Origin of the sequence: Paraburkholderia phenoliruptrix (assembly GCF_047325075.1) — a bacterium.
In the GTDB taxonomy this organism is placed as follows: domain Bacteria; phylum Pseudomonadota; class Gammaproteobacteria; order Burkholderiales; family Burkholderiaceae; genus Paraburkholderia; species Paraburkholderia phenoliruptrix.
In genome coordinates, this window is the sequence record NZ_CP168531.1 from 2,100,742 (window position 1) to 2,112,413 (window position 11,672).

General features: G+C 65.1%; 9 protein-coding genes. 5 read left to right on the forward strand and 4 right to left on the reverse strand.

What is annotated here, in order from left to right:
- Positions 1-72: 72 nt before the first annotated feature.
- Positions 73-2,724 carry a mechanosensitive ion channel family protein gene (locus ACEN8U_RS21545; protein WP_310110036.1) on the forward strand — a complete coding sequence of 884 codons (2,652 nt, stop codon included), beginning with the start codon at positions 73-75 and terminating at the stop codon, positions 2,722-2,724.
- A 111-nt stretch (positions 2,725-2,835) separates the two neighbouring features.
- On the opposite strand, the gene ACEN8U_RS21550 is transcribed toward ACEN8U_RS21545, so the two are convergent.
- Positions 2,836-3,504: a cysteine dioxygenase gene (locus ACEN8U_RS21550; protein WP_374725934.1), complete on the reverse strand. Its 669-nt coding sequence runs from the start codon at positions 3,502-3,504 to the stop codon at positions 2,836-2,838.
- Positions 3,505-3,634: 130 nt separating this feature from the next.
- Here ACEN8U_RS21550 and ACEN8U_RS21555 point away from each other — a divergent pair, with 130 nt between their 5' ends.
- The 3 genes from ACEN8U_RS21555 to ACEN8U_RS21565 all read left to right on the forward strand — a co-directional run bounded on the left by ACEN8U_RS21555 (position 3,635) and on the right by ACEN8U_RS21565 (position 5,641).
- Entirely contained in the window at positions 3,635-4,102 is a 468-nt protein-coding gene (locus ACEN8U_RS21555) for an Lrp/AsnC family transcriptional regulator (RefSeq protein ID WP_013588032.1), read from the forward strand.
- Positions 4,103-4,193: 91 nt separating this feature from the next.
- Positions 4,194-4,838, forward strand: a complete 645-nt coding sequence (locus ACEN8U_RS21560; protein ID WP_310110038.1) for a DUF1326 domain-containing protein — start codon at positions 4,194-4,196, stop codon at positions 4,836-4,838.
- A gap of 5 nt (positions 4,839-4,843) precedes the next feature.
- Positions 4,844-5,641, forward strand: a complete 798-nt coding sequence (locus tag ACEN8U_RS21565; protein WP_310110399.1) for a DUF2182 domain-containing protein — start codon at positions 4,844-4,846, stop codon at positions 5,639-5,641.
- A gap of 33 nt (positions 5,642-5,674) precedes the next feature.
- Here the strand turns inward: ACEN8U_RS21565 and ACEN8U_RS21570 are convergent, their stop codons facing one another.
- Complete coding sequence (locus ACEN8U_RS21570; protein ID WP_310110040.1) at positions 5,675-6,985, reverse strand: FAD-binding oxidoreductase; 1,311 nt, start codon at positions 6,983-6,985, stop codon at positions 5,675-5,677.
- A 22-nt stretch (positions 6,986-7,007) separates the two neighbouring features.
- A complete protein-coding gene (locus tag ACEN8U_RS21575) occupies positions 7,008-8,435 on the reverse strand; it encodes a saccharopine dehydrogenase C-terminal domain-containing protein (RefSeq protein ID WP_310110042.1) in 1,428 nt (475 codons plus the stop codon).
- Between the two features lie 242 nt (positions 8,436-8,677).
- Here ACEN8U_RS21575 and ACEN8U_RS21580 point away from each other — a divergent pair, with 242 nt between their 5' ends.
- The gene (locus ACEN8U_RS21580; protein ID WP_310110044.1) at positions 8,678-8,905 is read left to right on the forward strand and encodes a hypothetical protein; all 228 of its coding nucleotides are present in this window, start codon (positions 8,678-8,680) and stop codon (positions 8,903-8,905) included.
- Between the two features lie 137 nt (positions 8,906-9,042).
- Here ACEN8U_RS21580 and ACEN8U_RS21585 read toward each other — a convergent pair whose 3' ends face one another.
- Complete coding sequence (locus tag ACEN8U_RS21585) at positions 9,043-11,652, reverse strand: FUSC family membrane protein (protein ID WP_310110046.1); 2,610 nt, start codon at positions 11,650-11,652, stop codon at positions 9,043-9,045.
- Between the last annotated feature and the right edge of the window lie 20 nt (positions 11,653-11,672).

Below are 11,672 nucleotides of genomic sequence, written 5' to 3' on the forward strand. Positions count from 1 at the left end.
CGTTACGCATGTCCGGTTGCCGGCGCGCAAACTGAGGCTACACTGGCGTCTCCCGTTTTCTCACGGATCGCCATGCAGTCATGCCCGTCGCGGCGTGAATCCGAGGCTGCGCCGTCAAACGGCGGGTTCGCTTCGATTCACGCTGCATTTCTTCGTTTTCTGGCAAACCTCAGAGCGCTGCTCTGTCGCGGCGCCGGCGCGCGTGCGCGTCGCACGGGCGGTTGCAGCGCCTCGCCGGTCGCCCTCTGCATTGCACTTGTCGTCTGTGCCGCCTGGCTGCCCCTTGGCGCGCACGCCGCCGGCACTGGCGCGAGCGCGCCCACCAGCACGCCGGTCATTCCGGCGTTGCAGAGCCTCATCAACAGCGCGACAGTCGCGCCCGCTTCGGACGCCTCCGGCGCGTCCGCTGCGGAGGCGGCGTCCGCGCCGTCGCCGGCAAGTCAGGCTGAAATTGCGCGTTCGCTCGACAGCGTGATCGCCACGCTCGACAACGACCGCCAGCGCACCGCGCTCGTCGCCCAACTGAAAAAGCTGCGCGACGTGTCGCGAACCGTCGGCCCGCTCGCACCTCCGCCCGCGCAGCCGAGCCCCGGCTTGCTGGGCGCGATCGCCTCCGGCATCGCGTCGTTCGAATCCGACGTGCACGAGGGCCGCACGCCCGTGCGCTACTGGGGCGGCCGCTTCAACGCGGCGGGCAACGAGCTGTACACGATCATTTCGGGCCAGGGCCACGAGAGCCTCGGCCGCATTCTTCTTTCGATGTTCGCGATGCTGGCCGGCTGGGGCGCATGCGCCGCCGCGCTGATCTACGTGCAGCACCGGCTCTACCGGCGCCTCGGCATCGTGATGGGGCTGAATCCGAACCCGACCACACGCGAGCTGCTGGTGTTCGCGCTGCGGCGCGTGGGACCGTGGATCATCGCCTTCGTCGCCGCGCTCCTGTTCGTGCGCGCAATGCCGGATGCGCTCGGCCGCACGCTCGGCATGGTGGTCGCGTATGCGATCGTCGCGGGCGCGGTGTTTTCTGCGATCTGCCTCATCATGTTTTCGCTGTTCGGCTCGGGGCACCGGCGTATCGCGGTGCGTCTGCTGATCGATCACGCGCGGCGCCTCCTGTTCGCGGTCGGCGTATTCGGCGCGCTCGGCGATGCCGCCGTCAATTACGACGTCGCGCATCAGCTCGGCACCAACCTGGCCGCGCTGATTTCGACGGCGGCCAACATGACGGCCGCCGTGCTCGCCGGCTACTTCGCGCTTGCGTTCCGCCGGCCGGTCGCGCATCTGATCCGCAACCGGCCCTACGAGCAGCGCAACGACCACAAGGCCGCGACCGATGCCTTCGACGTGCTCGCCGCGCTCTGGCACGTGCCGGTTCTGGTGCTGGCGACGGCGTCGGTGGTCGCGACGCTCGGCGGCTCCGGGTCGAGTGAAAACGTGCTGCAGATCTCGGTGGTGACTGCGCTGCTGCTCGTGCTCGCGTTTTTCCTGTCGGCCATTGTCCTGCGCATGACGCGCCCGCGCAGTCCGCGCGCGCGGCGCCGCTCGCCGTATCTCACGCGCCTGTTGCGCTTTTGCGGCACGCTGCTGACGCTGTTCATCTGGCTGTTTTTCTTTGAACTGGCGGCGCGTTTGTGGGGCGTGTCGCTTGCCGCGGTCGTAGAGGAAAACGTCGCGGCGCGCGGTATCGCCCATGCCGTGACCGCGATCGTCGCGACCGTGTTCATTGCGTGGCTGCTGTGGATCCTCGTCGACACGGCGATCACCGAGGCGCTCAATCCCGGCAGCGCGCGCAACAAGTCGCGCAACCCGAGCACGCGGGCGCGCACCATGTTGCCGCTCGTGCGCAACGTGCTGCTCGTCAGCATCATGACGATCGCGGGCATCGTCACGGCGGCGAATCTCGGCATCAACGTGACGCCGCTGCTGGCGGGCGCGGGCGTAATCGGTCTTGCGATCGGTTTTGGCGCGCAGTCGCTCGTGACCGACCTGATCACAGGGCTTTTCATCATCATCGAGGACACCATTTCGGTCGGCGACTGGATCGACGTGGACGGCGGCCATGCGGGCACGGTCGAGCATCTGTCCATTCGTACCGTGCGGCTGCGCGACGGTCAGGGCGCGATCCACGCCATTCCGTTCTCGCAGATCAAGATCGTGAAGAACCTGTCGCGCGACTTTGCCTACGCGGTGTTCGAAGTGCGCATGTCGTTTTCAACGGACGTCGACCAGATCACGCAGATGATCCGCGAAGTCGGCGCCGAGCTGATGGCCGACTTCCGCTACCGGCGCGAGATGCTCGGGCCGATCGAGGTGTGGGGCCTCGACCGGTTCGATCCGAACTGGATGGTCGTGAAAGGGCAGATCAAGACGCGGCCGCTGCAGCAATGGAGCGTGGCGCGCGCGTTCAACCTGCGGCTCAAGCGCAAGATGGACGAAGCCGGCGTCGAGATTCCAGTGCCGCAAATGCGCCTGTACACGTCGTCGAAGGATAGCGAGGGGCAGCCCTGGCGGGACGACATGGCCGAGATGGCGGCACACGAGCATGGCCACGAGCACGGGCATGCGCGCCCGCATGCGGAGAAAGCCGTGCCGATGCGGGGTTCGCATGCGCCTGTCGCGATGGCGCGCGACGTGTCGCATGAACCGCGTCCGGCGCCGCCGCCGACCGCGCAGACCGCGCCTATTCCGCCGCAGGTTCCGACGGCAGGCGAGGGCAAAAGTTGAGGATTGGGGTGAAGGCGGTCGGCAAAGGGCACCGCTGAAGACAGTCGGCGAGGACAGGCTCTGGGGCGGTGAGGTTTCTCTCGGGCCTGTGCTCCTGGCGCTGAGCCGCGCTCAGACAAACGCCGGGGCGACCGGCACCACGTCGTTCACATGGCTGCCGATCTGCGCGCCAGGCACCCCGTAGACGTGCAACGAAACAGCGGGCGCATCGCTGGCATTCCCCAGCCGATGGATGCTGCCGCGGCCGCTTCGCACGAACGACACCGCGCCGCGCTCGCGCGCCTGCGTGCGCGCGGCGCTCGCGCATTTCTCCGGGTCGTTCCACTCGAAAACCGTTTCGCTCAACGTGCCGTCGAGCACTGCGTAGCCGCACCACGTGTGATGAGCATGCACGGGGCTCGCCTGGCCCGGCAGCCAGACCAGCGCGGCGATTGCATAGCGGCCCTGGCGGTCGGCGGCGAGTAGATGACGCCGGTAGGTTTGCAGCGATCCTTCGCGTTGCGCGGGCGTGAGCAGCGCGGCGTGGGCGGCGGCTTCCTGGAGCGCGACTCGCATGCTGCGGGCGAAGACGCCCGAATGCGAAGGCTCGGGCAAATGGCCGCAGGCTTCGAACATCGCGTCGAGTGCATTGCACAGCCGGACTAGAGGCGCGGGCTGCAAGGCCCGCGGCACCGCGTCGCGTATGCCGCCGGGCTGGCCGCCAGCTTGGGCGCGAGGTTGGCTCAGGTCGGCCAGGTTCGGGTTCGGGAGGCGGGCGGAGGAATCGGCGTTGTGGTCCACGGTCTCTGAACGGCAGGCATTGCCGCGTTTTTTCGGTCTGGGATTTATACCGTTTTGTCCGGAGAAAGAGTTTCCATATAATTCCCTCATCAATCTGAAAAGTAGAAAAATTTGCTAAAGGGGTGAGACGATGGGAATGGATATCATCGACCGTAAGCTGCTCGAGCTGTTGCAGGAAGACGCGACCATGCCGATTGCCGAACTGGCGCAGCGCGTGAACCTGTCGCAAACACCGTGCTGGAAGCGGCTGCAGCGGCTCAAGGAAGCCGGCGTGATCCGCGCACAGGTGGCGCTGTGCGATGCGCGCAAGCTGGGGGTCGGTACCACCGTGTTCGTTGCCGTGCGGACGAACCAGCATACGCAGGCGTGGGCGCAAACCTTCACGCAGGCGGTGCAGGACATTCCCGAGGTGGTCGAGGTCTACCGGATGAGCGGCGAGACGGATTATCTGCTGCGTGTGGTGGTCTCCGACATCGACGACTATGACCGCGTGTACAAACTGTTGATCGCCGCGGTGCCGTTGTACGACGTGAGTTCGAGCTTCGCAATGGAGCAGATCAAATATTCGACGGCGCTGCCGGTGCGCTATAGCGTGTGAGCGTCGCTTGTCCACAAGATTGACTTGCCTTGCGCGTCACATGGACTAGATTCGAACCACCTACTCGTCGTGGCGCGCAAGGAGGACAACCATGACTCCCTGGGAAATCCAAGGCACGGAACTCATCACCTGCAATTGCTCATACGGATGCCCGTGTCAGTTCAGCGCGCCGCCCACCCACGGCTTTTGCGAAGCGATGGGTGCGATCTCGATCAGCAACGGTCATTACGGCGATGTGCGGCTCGACGGTCTGAACCTCGCGGTGGTGTTCCAATGGCCCGGGCAGATTCACGAGGGCAAGGGCAAGTGCCAGCCGATCGTCGACGAACGCGCCAGTGCGCAGCAACGCGAAGGTCTCCTGAAGATCATGACGGGGCAGGACACCGAACCGTTCGCCACCATGTTTGCCGTGTTCGCTTCCACGATCGAGCTTGCCTTCGAGCCGATTTTCACGAGGATCGACTTCGACGCGGATGTCGATGCAAGACGCGGCCGCATTCACGTCGAGGGCGTGTTCGATGTCGTCGGCGAACCGCTTCGCAATGCGGTGACCGGCGAGGAGCACCGCGTGCGGATCGACTTGCCGCACGGCTTCGAATACGAACTCGCGGAGGTCGGCTCCGGCACGAGCCGCTCGCAGGGCAACATCGCACTGGATCTGAAAGGCACCTACGCCCAGTTCGCGCGACTGCATATGAATAACCAGGGATTGATCCGCCATCGCGCTGCCGCGTGAGCAACATGCGCGGCATCCCGATCGAGAAGGTCATCGGAAACGAGCGCGTCGTCACCGCGCTCGGTCTCGTCGCAGTCGTCGGCTGGTCATGGCTGTACCTATGGACGGGCGCAGGCACCGGCATGTCGGCACTGGATATGACGGCGCTCACGCTGTTCCCGCATCGCCTGAAGGATAGTGCCGGCGGTATGGAGACGACGGTGTCCGCGGCGATTCTCATGTGGTGGACCATGATGATCGCGATGATGACGCCGGGCGCGGCGCCGCTCATCCTGTTGTATCGACGCGTGTTGCGGCATCACGACACGGCCGGGAGCCATTCGTCGATTTCATCGCTGCTGCTTCTGGCCGGTTATCTGACGGCATGGCTGGCATTCTCGATGCTCGCGGCAACCTTGCAGCAGGTGCTGCAACCGACCGGTCTTATTTCCGACATGATGCTGTGGTCGAAGAGTGCACCGTTGTCCGCCTGCTTTCTCGCCGTGGCCGGTTTCTACCAGTTTTCGCCGCTCAAGCGCGCCTGCCTCAGGCAATGCCGCTCACCGGTCGCGTTTCTTACCGCGCATTGGCGGCCGGGCCTCGCGGGCAGCTTTCTGCTCGGCGTGCGTCATGGGCTCTACTGCGTCGGCTGCTGCTGGCTGCTGATGACGCTACTGTTTGTCGGTGGCATCATGAATCTCGCCTGGATCGCCGCGCTGTCCGTCGTCGTGCTGGTGGAAAAACTCGCGCCGCGGGGCGAGCAAGCGGGCCGCTTGCTGGGCGTCGTGCTGATCGCCTGGGCAGTCGCCACCCTGCTCGTGTGACCGGGCGGCGCCTGGAGGCCAGAGGCAGCCGCCCTAGATCAGCTCCCGCAGCCTGTAATACCACATGCCCAACACCAGAGCTCGCGTGCGCAGCGCCTTGCCGCCCGGGAAGCGTCGATGCGGAATGCGGCTGAACACGTCGAATCGGGAGGCGTCGCCCGCAATCGCGTCGGCGAGAATTTTTCCGGCCATGCCCGCGAACACGAGGCCGTGTCCGGAGAAGCCCTGCACGTAGTAGATGTTGCCGGCGATCCGGCCGAGATCGGGCGCGCGGTTCATCGTGACGTCGACAAAGCCGCCCCACGCATACTCGATGCCGACACCGGCGAGTTGCGGGAAGACGCCCGTCATGCGGGCCCGCATCCGCTCGATCAGATTGCGCGGCGTGGTGGCGTCGTACGTCTCGCCGGCCCCGAACAACAGCCGGTTATCGGCGCTCAGGCGAAAATAGTCGAGTATCAGATTGTTGTCGGACGCCGCCTCCCGCCCCGGTATGAGTTCGTCGGCGCGCGCGCCGGAAAGCGGCTCGGTCGCGACCATGTAGGTGCCCACCGGCATGATGCGCGCCTCGATCTCCGGTGCCGGATGATCGCCGAACTCGCCCAGATAGACATTCCCGGCGATCACCACGCGCTCGCACGACACTTCGCCTTCCGCCGTCTTCACGACGGGCCGGGGCCCGCGTTCGAGCCGTGACACGGCTGAATTCTCGAAGACCCGCACTCCCGCGCGGCGCGCCGCTTCGCCCAGACCGAGGCAATACCGGAGCGGATGCAGATGGCCGGACGCGGCGTCATACACGCCGGCCGCGAACCGCTCGCTGGCGAGATGCGACCGAAGCGCCGGACGGTCGAGCCATTGCAGCGGATAGTCGTAGCGCTCGCGCGTGCGCTCCATCCAGCTCATCAGCTTGCGGGCCTTCCGATCGGTCACGGCAAGCGTGAGATAGCCGCGCCGGTAATGACAGTCGATGCCAAAGCGCGCAAGACGCTCCTCGAGCAGGCGCAGACCTTCGAGCGAGACGTCCCATGCCTTGCGCGCCAGCTCGCGCGAGCACTGATGTTCGATCGCGTCTTCTCCTTCCGCGCCGAAACCGACGATCGCCTGGCCACCGTTGCGGCCCGACGCGCCCCAGCCGATGCGCTGCGCCTCGAGCAGCGCGACCTGGAATCCGCGCTGCGCGAGTTCCAGCGCGCATGACACGCCGGCATAGCCGCCGCCGATCACACATACGTCCACCGCCAGCTTTTCCTGCAGCGGCGCGCTCGGCTGCGCACGGGTGACGCTCGCTTCGTAATAGGAGTCCTCGACGACGCCGAGCTCCTTGTTCAACAGCGACGGCATGAGCGGCTCTCCATGTATCGGTTCACCAGGGAACCCGCACGTTGAGGAACTGCCACGGGTCCTCGTCGCAGGGCGTATCGAATAGCGGCGAGCGCTGCTCGAGCGGCGTCCACCTGTCGTAGACGCCGACCATCTCGCCCAGATAGGGGCGAGCGACCCGCATCACCGTTCGATAGTCGATGTCGTCCGGTTCCACCACGCCGGCCCGCGGATTGTCGAGCGCCCAGACGATTCCGGCGAGAATGCCCGCCACCACCTGCAGGCTCGTTGCCGCGTTGTGCGGCGCGAGCCGCCGCGCTTGCGGCGTGGTGAGCCGCGAGCCGTACCAGTAGACGCCTTTGTCGTTACCCATCAGCAGCACGCCGAGTTCGTCGGCGCCGTCGACGATTTCGTCGCGCAGGATGCGTTTGTTGTCCTGCAAACGCCAGCCCCGCCCGGCGAATTCTTCGATTGACAACATTGCGTCGTCGCAGGGCCGGTACGCGTAGTGGACGGTCGGCCGATAGACGACCTCGCCGTCCGCGCGCAACGTCAGGTGATCCGCGATGGAGATCGACTCGCCATGCGTGACGAGAAAGCCCTGATAGCTGCCGGCGAGCGGCGTCCAGCTCCGCACGCGCGTGGCGAGCCCCGGACGCTCGAGGTAGATCGCCGCATCGCTTCCAAAGCCGTGGCGCTGCGCGTCGGCGGGCCAATGACGCTCATGCGTGCCCCAGCCGAGTTCCGCCGGCTGCATGCCTTCTTCGACGAAGGCATCGACGGACCACGTGTTGACGAACTCATTGCGCGCCTTGCGACGCTCGGAGAACTGGGAGTCCTGTTCGGCGACGTGAATCGACCTGATCGCGAGACGCTGCGCGAGCGCCGCCCAGTCTTCGTAGCTCTCGAGCGCGCCCGGCTGGAGGCCGCTGCCGGCCGCCATGTCGAAGAGCGCCTGTTTCACGAAAGCCGAAGCGAGGCCGGGGTTCGCGCCTTGAGTCACGATTGCGGTCGGCCCGTCGCGCTTGTCGAGGCGAAAAGCCAGCAGCGCCTCGCGCAAAGCATAGTTGCTGCGCCGCGACGGCGAGCGGTTGGGATCGGTCGAGGCGCCTTCCCACGGTTCGATGGATGTATCGAGGTACAGCGCGTCACGCGACCAGCAGAAGCGGACCAGCGATTCGCTCGACACATTGACGGACAGGTTGAGCAACAGCGTGTCTTTCGTCACATAAGGCGCAAGCAGTGCCTCGAAATTGTCCTCGCAGAGCGCGGCTTCGACGACGCTCACGCCGCATTCCCGCGCGATGGCCGTGTCGTTGCCCGGCGGACAGACGACGGTCACGTCTTTTGGGCAGACCTCGATGTGTCTTAACAACACCGGTAATAGTGAACTCGCGATGCTGCCGAATCCGATGATGACAACGCCGCCATTGCAAACGGCGTGCTTGGTCCAATGCACCTGCGCGCTCATTTTTCCTCCCAGCTACGGCGCGCGATGGCGCGCTTTCGCAGTGCGGGTGTCGTGCCATGTGACGGTGACTGCCCGCATGAGTTGATGAGCATTAGTCGTGCCGCCTCGCGGATCAGGCAACTTCAATGGCAGCGACACAGTCGTCCTGCTCTGCCGATTGCAAGGGGAGTGCAAGGCGTCCCGGCGTAGAATGCCGCCTTCTCCGCTATCTTCCGCGATTGCCTCGCGATCCGAGCCGTCTCATGAACAAACCGCCGCGCAAGAAAAACCCGACCTTCGGCATTGCCGTATTTATCGTCGTCGCGGTACTGCTGGTCATTGCCACGCTGCTGTACAACGCGATCAAGGAAAAGCGCGAATTCGACAGCGAGAACGCGCAGACGACGTCCCTCTCGTCGGGCGCGGCTGCGGTCACGGCGACGAGCGCCGCTACTACCGCTGCGAAACCCGCCAGCGGCAGCGCGCAGTGAGCTGGTAGCCGTCGCGTTGTATGAGTGCCTGCGATGTGGGCGACACCTGCTGCGCGACCCAGTGCGGGGACATGGCAGAGATATGGCAGGGACCTCACGGGACCTGCGGAGCGCCGGGCCCATGCGCCGCGACCGCGTCATTCATCGGGCAGGCGAATCACACTCGCGTCCTTGCGGATCAGCGCCGCAGCCGCCAGCATCTGCTTGCATTGATGCGCGAGCAACTTCATGTCGTGCACCGCATCCGCTGAATAGTCTTGCGACTTCTCGGCCTCGACCACCATCGTATCGAGTTCGCGCGTGAGCTGTTTGATCTGCTCCGGCTGGTCGGCGGGCGGCGCAGTGCCCGCCTCGGCCTCGGTGAGGTTATCGCGCACGAGGCTCAATGCGCGTTGCAGCGGCTGAAGCGACACGCCTTCTGGCTGCTGGGCGGACGTGCGCAGGAGCGGCGCGGCCGCCGTGATCTGCGACGCGAGCACGTGGCTGCGCACGAGCAAGCCGTTCAGCTCGGGCACGAACTTCTGCGCTGATTTCGGTTCGAGCATCATCCGCTGGAAGGCCTGGCCCAGATTCGCGAACGCGACGTGCACATTTTTGCGCGCGAGGCGGTAGCGATAATCCCGATCGAGCGCGGTCGCAGCGGCCGCGGCAGCGGGGGAGGCGCCGGCGACGGGCTTCGTCGTCGCGTTACCGTTCGTGGTGAGGGGCGCCACCGGCGCGGCGCTTGTTGCTCGATTTGTTGCTGCGCTTGTTGCTACGCTTTTTGCCGGGCTCGTTGCCGGGCTCGTTGCCGCGCTTTTTGCCCCATTCACTGCTGTATGCGCGGCGGGCTCAACGTCGGCACCCAGGCTGGTGGCGAAAAGCGCGTTGGCTTGCGTGACGGCTTGATCGCCCGTCGCAGCGCCGGCGGCCACAGGCGCGCGCGACGCAGCCGGCGCCGGCTTCGCGAAGTCGATTGCCGGATCGGCCATGGCTGCGACCGGTGCCCGCGCGCCTGCTTCCGTCACTGTGGCGACCACGGCTGCGGCCGGTTTGCCGCTCCACCACCAGCTCGCTTCCAGAAACTGTCGCGTTGCGCTGATCACGTTGTTGACCAGCTTGCCCATCAGACGATATTCCCAGTACGGGAAGAGGTGGCTTGCGGCAATGGCGATCGCGCAACCCACCACGGTATCGATCGCGCGTTCGCCGATGATGCGCATGCTGCCCGGCGCGAGCAGATGGAACATCAGCAGCACATAGGACGAAGTGAACACCACGCTTGCCGTGTAGTTGAACAGCAGCAGGCTGTAGCTCATCACCATGGACGCGAACATCACCACCAGCAGGATGTGCGGCTCCTTCACGAAGACCATGAGCGCGATGCTGGCCGCGCAGCCGATCAACGTGCCGATTATCCGCTGCCCGTTGCGCTGCTTGGTCAGCGAGTAGCCGGGCTTCAGAATGATGACCGTGGTCATCACGATCCAGTACGCGTTGGTGAGCGGCAGCAGGCGGCCGAGCCAGAACCCGACCGCCACCGCGATCGTCACGCGCAAGGCGTGACGAAAGCTCGGCGAAGCCATGGTCAGGTTCGAAAAAATCTGGCCGAACGGCACACGGCGGCTCGAGACGAAGCGGTTCAGCGCCTGGTCGAGGCGCAGTTCCGTTTCCGTGGTGGCCGGTTCGCTCGACAGGCTCTTGCGCATCTTGTCGATCAGACGCGTGGCGCTCCAGATCCGGCGGAAGGTGGACGAGACAGCCGAATAGGCCTCGGGATTCTTCGCCGGCAACTCGTGCTTGCGCATCAGTTCGATTTCGAACTCGATGGCGCGCAGCTCCGCCTTCACGTTCACACGCGCCCGCGGCGCATGGTTCTGCAAAACGGCGAGCCCGATCTCCTCCAGATCGGCGGCGGCCTTGCGGATGAGGTCGCGGTAGAACACCAGCAGATCGGTGCCGCCAAACGTGTTGCGCACGAGCGGGTAGTCGGTGTGCGCGCCCACGAACAACTCATGCAGATCGACGGTGTTGATGAACAGGTTGAACAGCATTGCGCGACGCGGCTCCAGCTTGCCGCTTTTGAGCTTCGGCAAATTGCGCAGCACGATGTCGCGCGCCGCGTCCTGCCGGTCCACCGCGGCGATCTGCTTGTCGACGAGATTGCGATAGCACTCGTCGAGATCGTTATCGAGGTCGTAAAAGGCGGCGCGCGCGAGCAGGTAGTCGGCGCAGGCAAAGACGCTTTCGGCGAGCGCCTGCTGCTCGATGCGGTGCATCATCCAGCGGCTCACGGCAGTGGACCAGTACGTGTACCAGAGACCGCCCACGAGGATCCACGACGCATTCACGAGCGCCTGCACCGGCGTGAAATGCTCCTCCAGCGTCATGATCATCATGAACAGCGTGGCAAAGCTGATCTGCGGCCAGCGGTTGCCGTACACGACGATCAACGAAAGGAGGAACGTGAGCGGGACCACCGTGCACCAGAGCGCGACCGGGTTCACAGTGGCAAGACCCGTGGCGAGCGCCGACAGGAAACCGATCACCGAGCACGCCAGCATCTCGTTGTGCTTGTACTTGAGCGGCCCCGGCATGTCGACGACGCATGCGCCGAGCGCGCCCGTCGCAATCGTGAAGCCGAGCTCGCGATTGTGAAAGACGATCAGGCACAGCACAGCCGGTAACGACACACCGACCGCGATGCGCAGGCCGCCATAAAAATACTGGCTGTACAGGAATTTTTTTATTTCAACCGAATAGCGCATCGACTGCCTGATTTCATTCA